Genomic DNA, 17,543 nt, shown 5'->3' on the forward strand with positions numbered 1-17,543 from the left:
CTTTGTTGTTTTGATCGTCGCTCAATCCTGCCACAGCACCGCCTCGCTGCGCTCGCTCCATTCTTCGAAGCGCGCGCCGTAGGTGTCTTCGATGACGTTGCGCTTGATTTTCAGGGTCGGCGTGAGGAAGCCGTTCTCCACCGCCCAACTGTCCTTGACCACCACCAGACGGCGCAGCCGCTCATGCTTGTCGAGCGCGGCGTTGACCTCCTCCAGCAGCTTTTCCAGGCTCGAATGCAGTTGTGGCCGTGCGTCTTCATGCCCGGCTGCCGAGATCACACACAGCCCCAGCGGTGCACTCAGACCATCGCCGACCACACAGACCTGCTCGATCCGGGTGTGTACGGCGAGGCGGTTTTCGATCGGCGCCGGGGCGACGTACTTGCCTTTGCTGGTCTTGAAGATTTCCTTGAGCCGCCCGGTCAGGCGCAAACGGCCTTCGGCGTCCTGCTCGCCCTTGTCACCCGTGCGCAGGAAACCGTCGGCGGTCAGGGTTTCGGCGGTTTTCTGCGGTTCCTTGAAATAGCCAAGCATGTTGGCCTGGCTGCGCACCTGCACTTCGCCGGATTCGTCGATTCGCACCTCGACGTCAGGACATGGCCGGCCGATCCAGCCTTCCTTGTATTGCCCCGGCAGGCAGATATGCGAATAGCCGCAGCTCTCGGTCATGCCGTAGACCTCCAGCACGTCGAGCCCGAGCTTCTGATACCAGCGCAACAAGGTCAGCGGCACCGGCGCGGCACCGGACAACGCCACGCGCAAGGCATCCAGCCCCAATCCGACCAACACTTTGTGGCCGATCCGTTTGCCGATAAAGGGCAGACCCAGGAGGAAATCCAGACGTTTCGCCGGGATCTTGCTGTAGACGCCCATCTGGAATTTGGTCCAGATCCGCGGCACGCCAAACATCGCCGTGGGCCGCGCGCGCTTCAGATCGGTGAGAAAGGTATCGAGGCTCTCGGCAAAGAACACCGTCTGCCCGGTATAGATCGACGCCAGTTCGACGAACATTCGCTCGGCGACATGACACAACGGCAGATAGGACAACAGTCGGTCGTTTTCATTGAGGCCGAACAACTGCGTGCCGCGGGTGGTGGCGAAACCGAGATTGGCGAAGCTGTGCATCACGCCTTTAGGCAGGCCGGTGGTGCCGGAGGTGTAGATGATCGTCGCCAGTTGATCGGCGGCGGGACGTGGATCGTCCTGGATCGGGGAATAGCGTTGCAGGTCGCCCCAGTTGAAATCGAAGTCGCCCGGCGGGTGCAGCGGCAGGCTGATGGTCGGCAGATCAGCCGGAACACCGGTCGACATCCCCGGCCAGTCATCCAGTTTGCCGATAAACGCCAGTACGCTTTGCGAGTGAGTGAGTACCTGATTGACCGAGTCGGCCGTGAGATTGGGATAGAGCGGCACCGAAACATGCCCGGCCATCCAGATGGCCAGGTCGGCGATGATCCAGTGGGCGCAGTTTTTCGAGATCAGCGCGATGTGGCTGCCCTGTGGCAACTCCCGGGAGCGCAGCCAGTGTGCGGCACAACGGGCCTGATGACCGACGTCGGCCCAGGTCAGCGTCTCGACCTGCCCGCCGCCGACGGGTTGCACCAGAAAGCGTTGGCGCGGGTGCCGGGCCTCGCGTTCGTAGAACACGTCCAGCGGCAATCGAAAAGCAGCAGACATGCGACTCGCTCCTTTCTTTTTGGGATGGAGCAAGCGTAGTCAACCAAGCAAGTGCTTGGTTGACTATTTCATACAAAAAATTTCACGGATGCTTGAGGCTGTTGAGCGTCATCGACCCGATCAGCAACTCGCTGTGTTCGAGCTCGGCGAGCCCGGCGGTGCTGACCTTTTCCGGCGGATAGCCGGCGCCGTGTTGCAGGTAGCTGAGCAGATGCCCGACCAGCGGATTGTGGCTGACCAGCAGCACATTGCTTACCGACACCAGTTGCTCGGCGACACGGTCCGGATCGACTTCCGGTGTCAGCCATTCGACCGTGCGGATCTCCGGTTCGAAGCCCAGCGCCTCGCGCACCAGCTGTGCGGTCTGCTGCGCCCGCAAGTACGGGCTGGCGTAGATCGCCGTCAGTGGCTGGCCCATCAACCGGGCGGCGCTGCTGAGCACTTCCTTGCGGCCGCGAGCGGTCAGTTCCCGCTCCGAATCGGGGCGTGAGCCATAGGGCTCGGCCTCGCCGTGACGCAATACCCAGAGTTTCATAGCTTGGGTTCCTCATCGCGGGCCGGATGCGGTGCTGGCGCGACAACGTGTGGCGCTTCACCTTCCGGGGTACGCGGCGCCGGCCAGTCGGCGAACGGCCAAGGCTTCTGGTCGCTGTGGAAACTGCCGAACCGGCCGATCTGGGCCAGGAACTGGCTCAGGCTGTCGCCGAAATTCATCAGACCGGCGCTCGGGGCGCCATAGATCAAACGATAGATCAACTGCACCAGCACCACCGCGCCGAGGATGAACTGCGCCACCTGCCAGACCAGGATGTAGACAATCATCCACAACACCCGCAGGAGGATGGATTCATATTTGGCTTCGGTTTTCGGATCGTTCATGGCCTGTTCCCTGCTGAATCAGTTGAAACCACTGGTGGAAATAAAGTCGACATCGGTTTTCGGCTCGGCACGCATCAGCAGACCGATCACCTGCTCAAGCGTGCGCCCTTCGAACAGGATCGCATGCAGTCCGGCGACCAGCGGCATGTACACGCCAACCTCCTGAGCCTTGGCCTTGAGCACTTTCAGGGTGTTGACGCCTTCGGCCACTTCACCCAGGCGCGACACCGCTTCGTCGAGACTCAAGCCCTGACCGAGGGCGAAACCGACCTGGTAGTTGCGGCTCTTGGGCGACGAGCAGGTGACGATCAGATCGCCGACACCGGCCAGACCGAGGAACGTCATCGGGTTGGCACCCTGATTCACCGCAAACCGGGTCATCTCGGCCAGGGCGCGGGTGATCAGCATGCTCTTGGTGTTTTCGCCCATATTCAGTGCCACCGCCATGCCGGCGATGATCGCGTAAACGTTTTTCAGTGCGCCGCCCAGCTCCACGCCGAAGCGGTCGGCGCTGGCGTAAACGCGGAAGGTACGGCCATGCAGCGCGGCCTGCACGGCCTTGCAGAGTTCTTCGTCTTCGCTGGCAACCACCGTGGCGGTCAGCGCGTGCTCGGCGATTTCCCGTGCCAGGTTCGGCCCGGAAAGCACGCCGATGCGCGCCTGGGGGGCGATCTCTTCGAGAATCTGGCTCATCAGTTTGAAGGTGTGGGCTTCGATGCCCTTGGTCAGGCTGACCAACATCTTGCCGCTCAGGCGCTCGGCATGCGGCGCCAAAACCGTGCGCAGCGCGCTGGACGGCAACGCCACGAAACACAAATCGCAGGCATCGAGGGTTTCCTGCAGGTCGGTGACGGCAGTCACGCCCGGCAGAATCTTGATGCCCTTGAGATAACGCGGGTTCTCGCGATTGACCCGGATGGCCTCAGCCTGCTCGGGGTCACGCATCCACTGCCGGACTTGATGGCCGTTCTCGGCCAACAGATTGGCCACGGCGGTACCGAAACTTCCGCCTCCCAGGACCGCAATCGGGCGCTGTTCAGTCATATGTAATCCGTTAATCCATACCAGTGGCGATGCGGGCATTATACGGAGCGGCCCCTTCTCGGACAGCCCCGGCGTCAATTACCCGCACTTGTAGGAAGAAGACCAATAAAACCGAGGAAAATGCCCGCAACGTGACTGGAAAAGTCACTGTCCTCGGTTAACATGCGCGCCAATTCTTTGCTATCAAGGCTGCGTCGTGTTTTCTGGCATTCCCTCCCCGCGTTCGTCCCTGCTGCTGGCGCTGGTGTTCAGCCCGATGCTGCTGGCGGACGACCTGTTTGTCGACAGCGAGGCCTTGCCCCAGATCCTCACGGCCACGCGCCTGAAACAGTCGCCGGCGGAAGTCCCCGGCAGCATGACCGTACTCGACAGCGAACTGATCAACGCCAGCGGCGCCAGGGACATCAGCGAACTGCTGCGCCTGGTGCCGGGGATGATGGTCGGCAACATCAGCGGCAATCAGGCGGTGGTGAACTATCACGGCACCAACGCCACCGAAGCGCGGCGCATGCAAGTGCTGATCGATGGCCGCTCGGTGTACCGCGCCGGCCTGGCCACGGTGGACTGGAGCGACATCCCGGTGGCCATGGAAGACATCGAGCGCATCGAAGTCTTTCGCGGCCCGAACACCGTCAGCTATGGCGCCAACGCGCTGATGGCGGTGGTCAACATCATCACCCGCAACCCCGCCGACAGCCACGGCACACGGCTGAAAATCACCCGTGGCCAGCGTGGCATCAACGATTTCTATGCCAGTCAGGGAACAGGCTGGAATGGCGGCGACCTGCGCCTGTCGCTGTCGGGTCAGGAGGACGACGGCTTCGACAGCGATCGCACCGGCGCCGATTACCGCGACAGCCGCCGTTTGAACCGCTTCAGCCTTGCAGTCAGCCAGACGCTGAGCGACAACCAGAGCGTGGACTGGCAACTCAATGCCAAGGACGGGACCAACCAGCGGCCCTACACCTACCGCCCGGTGTTCTCCGGGATTACCGCTGCCGGAAACAATTCCGACGTGATCGCCAAGGACTACGCCGGCTCGGTGCGCTGGAACCTGGACATCAACCCCGATCACAGCCTTTATGTACAAGGCTCGGCGCAACACTGGGATCGTCAGCAGACCTGGCGCGCCTGCGACGCCGAGGTCTCGTTCAGCCCGCAACTGACGGAGCTGTGGCAACTCAACCCCAATTACACCGAGCAACTGGCGCGCAACATCACCCGCTTCACCGGACCCGGTGCTGCGCCCGGCACACCCGCGGAAATGGCCCTGGCCAATCAGGTGCTCGATCAATGGCGCAATGGCGCCAGCCGTACCCTGTGCGGCGACATCGACCAGAGCGCCCGGGAATCGCGCTATGACCTGGAATTACAGGACACTCTCAGCCTGTCCGACAGCCTGCGTCTGGTCAGCGGTTTGAACTATCGTTACGACCGGGCCGACTCCGAGACCTATTTCAACGGAACGCTGGACGACACCACATGGCGCGCATTCGGCCAACTGGAGTGGCGCGCCAGCGAACACTGGCTGTTGCAGGGCGGCGCCATGTTTGAAAACACTCAACTGATCGGCAGCTCGCTGACGCCCAGGTTTGCCGTCAATTACCTGATCAACCCGCGACACAGCCTGCGCGCGGTGTACTCGGAAGCCATCCGTTCTCCGGACATGTTCGAAAACAACGTCAACTGGAGTTATCAGGTAACCAACCTGCGCCCCTCCGCCTATGGCCAGACATCGGCCCGCTACTTCGTCAAGACCCGGGGCCCCGGCGATCTGGACCAGGAACACATGCGCTCGCGAGAACTGGGCTACAACGGCTTTTTTCCGGAATGGGGCCTGGCGCTGGACGTGAAGCTGTTCTACGACGAAATCACCGGGATGATCAGTGAGCCGCTGCGCAACAATCAGTACATCGCCAGCAACGCCAACGACTCGCGCTTTCGCGGCACCGAAACCCAGGTTGACTGGCGCGTGAGTGCGGCCGATCGACTGCGCCTGACTTACGCCTACGTCGACGCCGAAGCAAGCAACCCGCTGGACCAGCAATTCACCGCGCGCAACAGCGGATCGGCCGGCTGGCTGCGCGATTGGGGCCAGGGCTGGAACAGTGCCCTCTTCTATTACGGCGACAACGCACTCAATGGCTATCGCTTCGAGCGGGTCGACACGCGCATTGCCAAACGTATCCCGCTGGGCAAGGCCCAACTGCAACTGGCCGGGGTGCTGCAGCAGCGTCTGGACAGTGAGCCGACCACCTTCGTCGACAACAATTACGACGAACGCCGGGTGATGTATTTCAGCGCAGAGCTGGAGTTCTAGATGCGATACGCCCTGTCACGGAAGATGCCAACGGCCGGCCAATGGCTGGCCGGGCTGTGTCTGTTCGTGACGGCCTGGCTGCACGGCGTGGCGGTGCAGGCGGCCGACATTCTGCTGACCGGTGCCGAGGAAAGCCCCGGCGTGCAGTCCTTCGTCCAGGCCCTGAGCGAACTGCGCCCCACCGACCGTGTGCATTTCCAGCCGCTGGCGAGCCTGCCGGCGCCGGGCAAGTTGCCGTCCAGCCTGCGCCTGATTCTGCTCGACCTGCCGAGCCTCGACTGGCGCATGCAGGAAAGCCAGGGCCCGGCGACTCTGGTTCTGCGCATCAGCCGATTGCAGGCCCGGCAACGCTTTGGCGCCGCGCAACCGCCGCACTTGAGCCTGCTGTGGAGCGATCCGCCGCTGAGTCGCCAGTTGCAGCTGATCCGACGGATCCTGCCTCAGGCCCGGCGTGTCGGTGTGCTGTTCGATCAGCACAGCGAGTTCCTGCTCAAGGAGCTGCTCGCCGCTGCACAACCAATGAACCTGCACGTGGTCCCGCAACGCTGGGACAACACCCACGACAACCGTCCCTTGCAGACCGTGCTGAAAAACAGTGATGTGCTGCTGGGCCTGGACGACCCTGACCTGTACAACCCGAAAACAGCAAAGAACCTGCTGCTGAGCAGCTATTCACGGCAACTGGCGCTGGTCGGCCCCAACGTCTCGTTCGTGCGCGCCGGCAGCCTCGCCAGTACCTACAGCGATCAGAGCGATTGGCTGGCAGTACTCGACGAACTGCTCGACCGCCCACCGACCGCCTGGCCGCGATCGCTCTACCCCGGGCGCTTCAAAGTCTCAAGCAATGCGCAGGTGGCTCGTTCATTAGGGATAGAGCCGATAAATGAAGCGTCTGTCGCCGCAGAGCTGGCCGAAGGAGAGCGCCGCCCATGATTTTCCGCCGTTGGGACATCAATACCCGCACCCAGTTGATCAGCCTGGGCCCTGCGCTATTGCTGACCTTGCTACTGATCAGCTTTTTCACCTTCGTGCGTATCCAGGATTTGCGCCAGGAGCTGAACCACACTGGCCAACTGATCGCCAACCAGCTCGCGCCCGCTACCGAGTACGGGGTGATTTCCGGCAACAACGAAGTATTGGAAAGCCTGCTCAAAGCCACACTGGCCACGCCCAATGTGCGGTTCCTCGAAATCCAGGACAGCGCCAACCGGATTCTGGCGTATGTCGAACAACCGTCGGACACCCACAAACGCCCGCATCAGGTCGAAGTGTTCCAGTCGCCGGTGCGGCTGCAACGGATTGCCTTGCACAATGATTTCTTTCAGGACGGCAAAAGCACCAACGGCGGTGCCGCCGAGGATTATCTGGGGCGGGTGATCGTCGGCCTGTCCAACGATGCGTTCAGTCAGCGCCAACAGGAGATCCTGCTCAAGGCCGGGATCCTGGCGCTGTTCGCCCTGCTCTTCACCTTTGTCCTCGCACGACGTCTGGCCGGCAGCCTGTCGCAGCCGATCCGCGATATCGGCGATGCGGTCAAGGCGATTCAGGACGGCGACTACAAGACCCCGTTGCCGATTGTCGATGACACCGAATTGGGGGCCTTGTCGCAGCACATCAACAATCTGGCCCAGGCGCTGGAACAGGCCAGTCGTGAACAGCATCAAGCCATGGCGCAACTGATCCAAACCCGCGAAGAGGCGGAGAAGGCCAACAACGCCAAATCGGATTTCCTGGCAATGATGAGCCATGAACTGCGCACCCCGATGAACGGTGTCCTGGGCATGCTGCAACTGCTCGAAACCACCGACATGACCGAGGAGCAGATCGAATACGCGGCGCTGGCTTCCGAGTCCACCGAGCATTTGCTCAAAGTGATCAACGACATTCTGGATTTCTCGCGTATCGAGCGTTCGGAGCTGGAGCTGGAACATATTCCGTTCAACCTCGCCGACCTGATCGGCGCCTGCGCTCAGTCTTTCCAGCACAGCGCGGCACAGCGTGGCCTGGCCCTGCAACTGCGGATTCCCGAAGACCTGCGCGGCTTGCAGGTGCAGGGCGACCCGACGCGAATCCGACAGATTCTGGTCAATCTGGTGGGCAACGCGTTGAAGTTCACCGAACAGGGTCGCGTCAGCATCGAGGCGCAGTGGCAGTCTCTGGATCACGAATTGCTGTGGTTCACCTGCTCGGTGCGCGACAGCGGCATCGGGATTTCTTCGCAAAGCCTGGAATTGATGTTCAACGCGTTCCAGCAGGCCGACAGCTCGATTTCGCGCCGTTATGGCGGCACCGGCCTGGGCCTGCCGATCGCCCGTACCCTGGCCGAACGCATGGGCGGCACCTTGCGCGCGCAAAGCGAAGAAGGTCGCGGCTCGGTGTTTACCCTGGAAATTCCGCTGGCTCTATATAAACAGGCCTTGCCGACACTGGCCGCGCCACGAGCGGCGAATGGCGACGGTCACGGCGAAGGTCGCAACGTGCTGTTGGTGGAAGACAACCCGGTCAACCAGACTGTGATCGAAGCCATGCTGCGCAGCCTGGGCTTTACTGTCAGCGTTGCCACCGATGGCATGCAGGCAGTGCACAGCGCCGGGGGCAATCGGTTCGAGGCGATTCTGATGGACTGCCGTTTGCCGATCATCGACGGTTACGAGGCGACCCGACAGATTCGTCGTCTGCCCGGCTGCGGCCAGGTTCCGATCATCGCCCTGACCGCCAACGCCTTGCAGGGCGACCGGGAAAACTGCCTGTCGGCAGGCATGAACGATTACCTGGCCAAGCCGTTCAAACGTAATGACCTGCAGCAGATTCTGCAGCGCTGGGTGCAGTAGGAAGGCCCTTTCGAGCATCTGCGACTGGCGTGAAAAGCGAAAGTGCGGCAGTCTTAGGCACCCAATCGGGCCTCAAAAGGGGCTTGAATAAAAATTTCAGTGCACAAGTGTACATTCATGTCCTTGGTGCTGTGACTTTCACCACAACGCAATAGTCTATGAGTAGGCTGCCGGTTCGAGGCATGAACGCGTCGATCGGTCGGGAAGATTTGCCCCACCTGCCGCATGGGATTATTGAGGAGCTCGCATGACCAAACAAAACGCCTTTACTCGGGAAGACCTGCTGCGCTGCAGTCGCGGTGAGCTGTTCGGCCCAGGTAACGCGCAACTGCCCGCCCCGAACATGCTGATGGTGGATCGCATCACCCTGATCAGCGAAGAAGGCGGCAAGTACGGCAAAGGTGAATTGGTCGCCGAGCTGGATATCAACCCTGACCTGTGGTTCTTCGCCTGTCACTTCGAAGGCGATCCGGTGATGCCGGGCTGCCTGGGTCTGGATGCCATGTGGCAACTGGTCGGCTTCTTCCTGGGCTGGCAAGGCCTGCCGGGCCGCGGCCGTGCGCTGGGTTCGGGCGAAGTGAAATTCTTCGGCCAGGTCCTGCCGACCGCCAAGAAAGTCACCTACAACATTCATATCAAACGCGTCCTCAAGGGCAAGCTGAACCTGGCCATCGCCGACGGTTCGGTGACTGTCGACGGTCGCGAAATCTACACCGCCGAAGGCCTCCGGGTCGGCGTGTTCACCTCCACTGACAACTTCTAAGGGTTATCCGCATGCGCCGCGTCGTTATCACTGGTCTGGGCATTGTTTCTTGCCTGGGCAATGACAAAGAGACCGTCTCCGCTAACCTGCGTGCAAGCCGCCCTGGCATCCGGTTCAACCCGGAATATGCCGAAATGGGTCTGCGTAGCCAGGTTTCCGGCTCCATCGACCTCAACCTTGAAGAACTGATCGATCGCAAGATCTATCGTTTCGTCGGCCACGCAGCGGCTTACGCCTACCTGGCCATGAAAGACGCCATCGCCGACTCCGGTCTGACCGAAGAGCAGGTGTCCAACCCGCGTACCGGCCTGATCGCAGGTTCCGGTGGTGCGTCGACCCTGAACCAGATGGAAGCGCTGGATATCCTGCGCGAGAAAGGCGTCAAGCGCGTCGGCCCATACCGTGTTACGCGGACCATGAGCAGCACCGTTTCGGCATGCCTGGCCACTCCGTTCAAGATCAAGGGCCTGAACTACTCCATCGCTTCTGCCTGCGCCACCAGTGCTCACTGCATCGGTACCGCCATGGAACAGATCCAGATGGGCAAGCAGGACATCGTGTTCGCCGGTGGCGGTGAAGAGGAACACTGGAGCCAGTCGTTCCTGTTCGACGCAATGGGCGCCTTGTCCAGCAAGCGCAACGACACCCCGGAAAAAGCCTCCCGTGCCTACGACGCCGACCGTGACGGTTTCGTCATCGCAGGCGGTGGCGGCATGGTCGTGGTCGAGGAGCTGGAGCACGCTCTGGCCCGTGGCGCGAAGATCTACGCGGAAATCGTTGGCTACGGCGCGACCTCCGACGGCTACGACATGGTGGCCCCAAGCGGCGAAGGCGCCATCCGCTGCATGCAGATGGCAATGTCCACCGTCGACACCCCGATCGACTACCTGAACACCCACGGCACTTCGACTCCGGTCGGCGACGTCGCGGAAATGAAAGGTGTGCGTGAAGTGTTCGGCGACAAGGCGCCGGCCATCAGCTCCACCAAGAGCCTGTCGGGTCACTCCCTGGGCGCTGCCGGCGTTCACGAAGCGATCTACTGCATGCTGATGATGGAAGGCAACTTCATTGCCGGTTCCGCCAACATCGACGAACTGGACCCTGAAGTGGCCGATCTGCCGGTGCTGACCAAGACCCGCGAAAACGCCACCATCAACACCGTGATGAGCAACAGCTTCGGCTTCGGTGGCACCAACGCCACCCTCGTGCTGAAACGCTGGGAAGGCAAGTAATTCCCTTCCGTTGAGCCGCACATGAAAACGCCCCGACTGGTCCGGGGCGTTTTTTTTCGCCAGCCATAAACACAACCTCCTGTGGGAGCGGGCTTGCTCGCGAAAGCGGTGGGTCAGTCGACAAAAATGTTGAATGTTAAATCGCATTCGCGAGCAAGCCCGCTCCCACAGGGTCGGTGTATTGCTTGAAAATCGCCGTCAGGAACATGAAGCTTTTGTCATGGAACTCAATGCCCTGCGACCGAATGTCGCGTATTTGGCGGGCTCCAGGACTGTTGCAGATTTCGCAAGGATACGTTGCACAAATCAAGCGTTTACTTAGCAGGCTAACAAATTCTATAAAAGAGCCCTGCACACGCCTTGCTGCAGATAACAGAGATTGGAGCTAGCAGATGACTGTAAAAGTAACTGAACGCGACGATTCACACATGTCCCATGAAGGCGTAGCCGCCGGTGTACGGATCTGGGATGTGCATCAACAAGACTTGCTGGTCGGCATGTTCCACAACGAGACAGACGCCCACAACTACAAGGCCGAACTGGAACTGCAAGAGCGGCAGCGGGATCTGAAATCCGCTTGAACCGAAAACCACAGCATTGAAAACGACAAACCCCGCCATGAGCGGGGTTTGTCGTTATCGGGTTTCAGGGCCGCTTCGCAGCTGGCCGCAAGCCGCTTACCACATCAGATCATCAGGGATCACATAGGCCGCGTACGGATCGTCCTCGGCATTGACCTCTTCGACCTTCTCGTTGAGCTGCACGATGCGCTGTGGATCGCGCTCCTGAATCTTCAGGGCCGCCTCACGAGGAATCACTTCGTAGCCGCCGGCATGGTGCACGATCGCCAGCGAGCCGCTGCTGAGCTTGTTGCGCATCAGCGTGTTGACGGAGATGCGCTTGACCTTCTTGTCGTCGACGAAGTTGTAGTAGTCCTCGGTGGTCAGCTTCGGCAACCGCGAGACTTCGATCAACTGCTTGACCTGAGCAGCGCGGGCCTTGGCTTCCGCCTTCTCCTGCTGCTGACGGTTCAGTTCCTGATCGCGCTTGACCTTCTCGGCCATGGCTTCCTGAGCGGCGCGCTGCTGGGAGTCATCCAGTTCGATCTGACCCTTGTGGGCCAGGCGCTGTTGCTTCTGTTTGTCTTTGCTGACCTGCTTGGCCTGCTTTTGGTTGACCAGTCCTGCCTTGAGCAACTGGTCGCGAAGGGAAAGGCTCATTGATGCTTACTCACTTGGGCAACGGCTCAGCCGCAGCTGGGCAAATTCTTTTCCTGACGTTTGGCTTCGCCCCACAGGGCGTCCAACTCTTCGAGGGTGCAATCTTCCATGGGTCGGTGGGTGTCGCGCAATGCCTGTTCGATAAAACGGAAGCGCCGCTCGAACTTGCCGTTGGCGCCACGCAACGCGGTTTCCGGATCGACCTTCAGATGCCGGGCCAGATTGACCACGGAAAACAGCAGATCGCCGATCTCGTCCGCCACCGCTTGCGGGTCATTCTCGGACATGGCTTCGAGCACTTCATCGAGCTCTTCGCGCACCTTGTCCAGCACCGGCAAGGCATCCGGCCAGTCGAAACCGACCTGCCCCGCGCGCTTCTGCAACTTGGCCGAGCGGGACAGTGCCGGCAAAGCGGCCGGCACATCGTCGAGCAGTGACAGTTGCTGCGGCTCGGCGGATTTCTCGGCGCGTTCTTCGGCCTTGATCTCCTCCCAGCGCTGCTTGACCTGCTCTTCGTTCAGACGCGGCACGTCCAGCGGCGCATACAGATCGCCAGTGGGAAACACGTGCGGATGGCGACGGATCAGCTTGCGGGTGATGCTGTCGACCACTCCGGCGAATTCGAACCGTCCCTCCTCCCGCGCCAGCTGACTGTAATACACCACCTGAAACAGCAGATCGCCCAACTCGCCCTGCAAGTGGTCGAAGTCGCCGCGCTCGATGGCGTCGGCGACTTCGTAAGCCTCTTCAAGGGTGTGCGGGACGATGGTCGCGTAAGTCTGCTTGATGTCCCATGGGCAGCCGTACTGCGGGTCGCGCAGACGGTTCATCAGGTGCAGCAGGTCTTCAAGGCTGTAGATCGGTTTCATGGAGTCCGGTTACGCCGTGTCTCGATGATGTTCGGCAACTGGGAAATCCGCCCCAGCAACCGGCCCAGCGCGTCCAGCCCCGGAATCTCGATGGTCAGGGACATCAGCGCCGTGTTGTCCTCCTTGTTCGAGCGGGTGTTGACCGCCAGCACGTTGATCCGCTCGTTGAGCAGCACCTGCGAGACATCACGCAGCAGACCGGAACGGTCATAGGCGCGAATGACGATGTCCACCGGATAGGTGAGCACCGGCACCGGCCCCCAGCTGACCTGGATGATTCGCTCCGGCTCGCGCCCGGCCAGTTGCAGCACCGAGGCGCAGTCCTGACGGTGAATGCTCACGCCGCGGCCCTGGGTGATGTAACCGACAATCGCGTCGCCCGGCAACGGCTGGCAGCAGCCGGCCATCTGGGTCATCAGGTTGCCGACGCCCTGGATCTGGATGTCGCCGCGCTTGCCCGGCTTGTAGCCGGTGGCCTTGCGTGGAATCAGTTCCAGCTGTTCGTTGCCGCGTTCCGGCTCGACCAGTTGCTGGGCCAGATTGACCAGTTGCGCCAGACGCAGGTCGCCGGCCCCGAGGGCGGCGAACATGTCTTCGGCGGTTTTCATGTTGGCCTTGTCGGCCAGCTTGTCGAAATCCACCGCCGGCAGACCGAGGCGATTGAGCTCGCGCTCGATCAGGGTCTTGCCCGCTGCGACGTTCTGGTCGCGAGCCTGCAGCTTGAACCAGTGAACGATCTTCGCCCGCGCCCGGGACGTGGTGACGTACCCCAGGTTCGGGTTCAGCCAGTCACGGCTCGGCGTACCGTGCTTGCTGGTAATGATCTCGACCTGCTCGCCGGTCTGCAGGCTGTAGTTGAGCGGCACGATGCGCCCGTTGATCTTCGCGCCGCGGCAGTTGTGACCGATTTCGGTGTGCACGCGGTAGGCGAAGTCCAGCGGCGTCGCGCCCTTCGGCAAGTCGATGGCGTGACCGTCCGGGGTGAAGATGTAGACCCGGTCCGGTTCGATGTCGACCCGCAGCTGTTCGGCGAGACCACCGATGTCGCCCAGCTCTTCGTGCCACTCGAGCACCTGACGCAGCCAGGAGATTTTCTCTTCGTAGTGATTCGAGCCAGATTTGACGTCGGTACCCTTGTAGCGCCAGTGCGCGCAGACGCCGAGTTCGGCCTCTTCGTGCATCGAATGCGTACGGATCTGGACTTCCAGCACCTTGCCTTCGGGGCCGATCACCGCCGTGTGCAACGAGCGGTAGCCGTTCTCTTTCGGGTTGGCGATGTAGTCGTCGAACTCTTTCGGAATGTGCCGCCACAGGGTGTGGACGATACCGAGCGCGGTGTAGCAGTCGCGCATTTCCGGCACCAGCACGCGCACCGCACGCACGTCGTAGATCTGGCTGAACTCCAGTCCCTTGCGCTGCATCTTGCGCCAGATCGAATAGATGTGTTTGGCCCGGCCGCTGATGTCGGCATCGACGCCGGTGGCCTGCAATTCGTCCTTGAGCTGGGTCATCACGTCGGCGATGAAACGCTCACGGTCGAGCCGCCGCTCGTGCAGCAGCTTGGCGATCTGTTTGTATTGATCGGGCTCAAGGTAACGGAAGGACAGGTCCTCCAGTTCCCATTTGATATGGCCGATGCCGAGACGGTGGGCCAGTGGCGCATAAATGTCGAAGACCTCCCGGGCGACCCGGTTGCGCTTTTCGTCATCGGCGGTCTTCACCGCACGGATCGCACAGGTACGTTCGGCAAGCTTGATCAGCGCGACGCGCACGTCGTCGACCATCGCCACCAGCATCTTGCGCAGGTTTTCCACCTGCCCCTGAGTGCCCATCACCATCGACTGGCGCGGGCTGAGACTGGCGCTGATGGCGGCCATGCGCTGCACGCCGTCAATCAGCTTGGCAACCACCGGCCCGAAGCGCTGGCTGACCGCCGCCAGTTCGATCTGACCTTCGCGTACGCCACGGTAAAGCACCGCCGCGACCAGCGAATCCTGATCGAGCTTGAGGTCGGCGAGAATCTCTGCGATCTCGAGGCCGGTGCTGAAACTGCCGCTGCCTTCGGACCAGAGATTCTTCGCCGCGTTGGACTGTTGCTCCGCCTGGCGAGCGTACTCGCAGGCCTCCTTCAAGGCTTCGCGATCCAGTGCCAGATCGACACTGACCGCATGATCGAGCCAAGCCTCGAGATTGATACTGCCGTCGGTGTTGATCGGCTGGTGTGCTCTCACCTGTACCATCTTGCTTTACCTTCCCTACGACGCAGACTCAATGCGTCAAATCACTGACCTTGATTGCCCGTTCGCACTCGTGGGGCTAAGACAAGTGCTGCACGGGCCGATCAGTCGGATCAGACGAGCCGTCCTGGCTCGCTTCAAATAACGCCATGGCCTCGACATGTGCCGTCTGAGGAAACATATCGAGAATCCCGGCACGTTTTAACCGGTAGCCCTGCTTGATCAATTCGACCGTATCGCGCGCCAGAGTTGCAGGGTTGCACGACACATACACCAACCGCTCGGCACCCAGTGTCGCTAGCTTGCGCACCACCTCGAAAGCACCGTCACGCGGTGGGTCCAAGAGTACCGCAGAAAAGCCGTTTCCGATCCACTCGGCATCGGTCAAAGGCTGGGATAAATCGGCTTGAAAAAACTTTGTGTTATGCAAATTGTTACTAGCGGCATTGGCTGCGGCGCGATCGACCATCGTCTGCACGCCCTCGACCGCCACCACTTCGCGCACGATTTTGGCCAGCGGCAGGGCAAAGTTGCCCAGACCACAGAACAGATCGAGCACGCGCTCATCGGCGGTTGGTTTCAGCCACTGCAGCGCCTGGGCAACCATGCCTTCGTTGACGCCGGCATTGACCTGGATGAAATCCCCCGGTCGCCAGGCCAACTCGAGATCCCACGGCTCCAGGCGATAGCCCAGCGACTGCGTGGCGTCGACCGGCTGCGGTTCACCTTCGCCGTGCAGCCACAACTGCGCTTCATGGAACACGCAGAAATCCTTGAGGATCGTCAGGTCGGCCTCGGACAACGGCGCCATGTGACGCAGCAGAACGGCCAAGGACGAGCCACTGAACAATTCCACATGCCCCAGCGCCTGCGGTTTGCTCAGGCGACGGAGCATCTCCGGCAAGCGGGTCATGATCGGTTGCAAGGGCTGTACCAGCACCGGGCATTCGTTGATCGCGACGATGTCCTGGCTGCCGGCGGCACGGAAACCCACTTCGAGCTTCCTGGCTTTGCTGTCCCAGCGCACGGCGATCCGGGCGCGACGACGGTAGCCGAATTCCGGACCGGTCAAGGGTGCGGCCCATTCCTCGGGTTCAACACCGGCGACTCGCGACAACTGCTCGGCGAGCATGCGCTGTTTCAGGGCAAGCTGTTCGTTGTGGGGCAGATGCTGAACACTGCAACCGCCACAGCGGCCGGCGTGCTGGCACGGTGCGGGACGACGCAATTCACTGGCGCTGAACACGCGTTCGGTACGCGCCTCGACCACTTTGCCGTGGGCGCCGAGCACCCGCGCTTCGACCTCTTCGCCGGCGAGAGCGCCGAGGACGAACCAGGTTTTGCCTTCAAAAAACGCGATGCCGCGACCGTCATTGGCCAGGCGCTCGATGCTCAGGCGCTGCTTTTTGCCGGTCGGGATTTGCGGGGCCTTGCTGCCACCGGTGGGCTGGAAGCGCAGGCCTCTCTCATGCTTGGCCATCAGTTGGGCGCGTCGAAAATGCCGGTCGACAGGTAACGGTCGCCACGGTCGCAAATGATCGCGACGATCACCGCGTTTTCAACTTCTTTGGACAGGCGCAGCATTGCTGCCACTGCACCGCCCGAGGACACGCCACAAAAGATGCCTTCTTCGCGGGCCAGACGCCGGGTGACGTCCTCGGCTTCGCTTTGCGCCATGTCGACGATGCGGTCGACGCGGTCGGCCTGATAGATCTTCGGCAGGTATTCCTGCGGCCAGCGGCGAATGCCGGGAATGGCCGAGCCTTCCATCGGTTGCAGGCCGATGATCTGCACGTTGTCGTTCTGCTCTTTCAGGTAGCGCGACACGCCCATGATGGTCCCGGTGGTCCCCATGGAGCTGACGAAATGGGTGATGGAGCCCTGGGTCTGACGCCAGATTTCCGGGCCGGTGGTGGTGTAGTGCGCTTCGGGGTTGTCCCCGTTGGCGAACTGATCCAGCACCTTGCCACGGCCTTCGGCTTCCATTCGCTGAGCCAGATCGCGAGCACCTTCCATGCCCTCTTCCTGGCTGACCAGAATCAGCTGCGCGCCATAAGCGGTCATCGCCGCCTTGCGCTCGGCGCTGGAGTTGTCCGGCATGATCAGGATCATCTTGTAACCCTTGATCGCGGCAGCCATGGCCAGCGCGATCCCCGTGTTGCCCGAGGTCGCTTCGATCAGCGTATCGCCGGCGTGGATCTGCCCGCGCAACTCGGCACGGGTGATCATCGACAGCGCCGGACGATCCTTCACCGAACCCGCAGGATTGTTCCCTTCGAGCTTGAGCAATAGGGTGTTGCTGGTGACACCGGGCAGGCGCTGCAAACGCACCAGCGGCGTGTTGCCGACGCAATCGGCGATGGTTGGGTACTGCAAGGTCATGGCGTTTTTCGCAATCCGGACAGCGGGGGCGCCTATCATACCGGCAAACCTGCGCAGGCCATATCACGCAAAGTGTGGTGCTTATGGTT

The 17,543-nt window shown here is 61.4% G+C and carries 15 protein-coding genes; 6 read left to right on the forward strand and 9 right to left on the reverse strand.

What is annotated here, in order from left to right:
- Positions 1-21: 21 nt before the first annotated feature.
- From ACSPX5_RS16020 to ACSPX5_RS16035, 4 genes are all read right to left on the reverse strand, one after another.
- Positions 22-1,677: an AMP-binding protein gene (locus ACSPX5_RS16020; RefSeq protein WP_169431469.1), complete on the reverse strand. Its 1,656-nt coding sequence runs from the start codon at positions 1,675-1,677 to the stop codon at positions 22-24.
- Between the two features lie 82 nt (positions 1,678-1,759).
- On the reverse strand, positions 1,760-2,212 hold the full coding sequence (gene sixA, locus ACSPX5_RS16025; RefSeq protein ID WP_323160616.1) for a phosphohistidine phosphatase SixA: 453 nt from the start codon (positions 2,210-2,212) through the stop codon (positions 1,760-1,762).
- On the reverse strand, positions 2,209-2,556 hold the full coding sequence (locus ACSPX5_RS16030; protein ID WP_323160617.1) for a DUF4389 domain-containing protein: 348 nt from the start codon (positions 2,554-2,556) through the stop codon (positions 2,209-2,211). The genes sixA and ACSPX5_RS16030 overlap by 4 nt, the downstream gene beginning before the upstream one ends.
- A gap of 18 nt (positions 2,557-2,574) precedes the next feature.
- On the reverse strand, positions 2,575-3,600 hold the full coding sequence (locus ACSPX5_RS16035) for an NAD(P)H-dependent glycerol-3-phosphate dehydrogenase (protein WP_169431471.1): 1,026 nt from the start codon (positions 3,598-3,600) through the stop codon (positions 2,575-2,577).
- Between the two features lie 256 nt (positions 3,601-3,856).
- Between ACSPX5_RS16035 and ACSPX5_RS16040 the strand changes: the two genes are divergently transcribed.
- The 6 genes from ACSPX5_RS16040 (at position 3,857) to ACSPX5_RS16065 (ending at position 11,327) form a co-directional block, all read left to right on the forward strand.
- Entirely contained in the window at positions 3,857-5,920 is a 2,064-nt protein-coding gene (locus ACSPX5_RS16040; protein ID WP_439822035.1) for a TonB-dependent receptor plug domain-containing protein, read from the forward strand.
- A complete protein-coding gene (locus ACSPX5_RS16045) occupies positions 5,921-6,853 on the forward strand; it encodes an ABC transporter substrate-binding protein (protein WP_323160619.1) in 933 nt (310 codons plus the stop codon).
- Positions 6,850-8,751 carry an ATP-binding protein gene (locus tag ACSPX5_RS16050; protein WP_323160620.1) on the forward strand — a complete coding sequence of 634 codons (1,902 nt, stop codon included), beginning with the start codon at positions 6,850-6,852 and terminating at the stop codon, positions 8,749-8,751. Before ACSPX5_RS16045 ends, ACSPX5_RS16050 begins: the two co-directional genes overlap by 4 nt.
- A 247-nt stretch (positions 8,752-8,998) precedes the next feature.
- Positions 8,999-9,514, forward strand: a complete 516-nt coding sequence (gene fabA / locus ACSPX5_RS16055; RefSeq protein WP_003227150.1) for a 3-hydroxyacyl-[acyl-carrier-protein] dehydratase FabA — start codon at positions 8,999-9,001, stop codon at positions 9,512-9,514.
- An 11-nt stretch (positions 9,515-9,525) separates the two neighbouring features.
- A complete protein-coding gene (gene fabB / locus ACSPX5_RS16060) occupies positions 9,526-10,746 on the forward strand; it encodes a beta-ketoacyl-ACP synthase I (protein WP_207867642.1) in 1,221 nt (406 codons plus the stop codon).
- 392 nt (positions 10,747-11,138) lie between these two features.
- Positions 11,139-11,327 (forward strand): hypothetical protein, encoded by a 189-nt coding sequence (locus ACSPX5_RS16065; RefSeq protein ID WP_169431476.1) that lies wholly within the window; start codon positions 11,139-11,141, stop codon positions 11,325-11,327.
- 96 nt (positions 11,328-11,423) lie between these two features.
- On the opposite strand, the gene ACSPX5_RS16070 is transcribed toward ACSPX5_RS16065, so the two are convergent.
- From ACSPX5_RS16070 to cysM, 5 genes are all read right to left on the reverse strand, one after another.
- Positions 11,424-11,966, reverse strand: coding sequence for a DUF2058 domain-containing protein (locus ACSPX5_RS16070; RefSeq protein ID WP_011335479.1), 543 nt, complete (start codon positions 11,964-11,966; stop codon positions 11,424-11,426).
- A 26-nt stretch (positions 11,967-11,992) separates the two neighbouring features.
- A complete protein-coding gene (mazG, locus tag ACSPX5_RS16075) occupies positions 11,993-12,826 on the reverse strand; it encodes a nucleoside triphosphate pyrophosphohydrolase (protein ID WP_115079987.1) in 834 nt (277 codons plus the stop codon).
- A 5-nt stretch (positions 12,827-12,831) separates the two neighbouring features.
- Positions 12,832-15,075, reverse strand: a complete 2,244-nt coding sequence (gene relA, locus ACSPX5_RS16080) for a GTP diphosphokinase (protein WP_085710978.1) — start codon at positions 15,073-15,075, stop codon at positions 12,832-12,834.
- A 76-nt stretch (positions 15,076-15,151) separates the two neighbouring features.
- Complete coding sequence (gene rlmD / locus ACSPX5_RS16085) at positions 15,152-16,552, reverse strand: 23S rRNA (uracil(1939)-C(5))-methyltransferase RlmD (protein WP_439819894.1); 1,401 nt, start codon at positions 16,550-16,552, stop codon at positions 15,152-15,154.
- Positions 16,552-17,454, reverse strand: a complete 903-nt coding sequence (cysM, locus tag ACSPX5_RS16090; protein WP_169432681.1) for a cysteine synthase CysM — start codon at positions 17,452-17,454, stop codon at positions 16,552-16,554. Before cysM ends, rlmD begins: the two co-directional genes overlap by 1 nt.
- Positions 17,455-17,543: the final 89 nt, after the last annotated feature.

It is taken from the genome of Pseudomonas sp. HLG18 (assembly GCF_051903985.1).
In the GTDB taxonomy this organism is placed as follows: domain Bacteria; phylum Pseudomonadota; class Gammaproteobacteria; order Pseudomonadales; family Pseudomonadaceae; genus Aquipseudomonas; species Aquipseudomonas fluorescens_BT.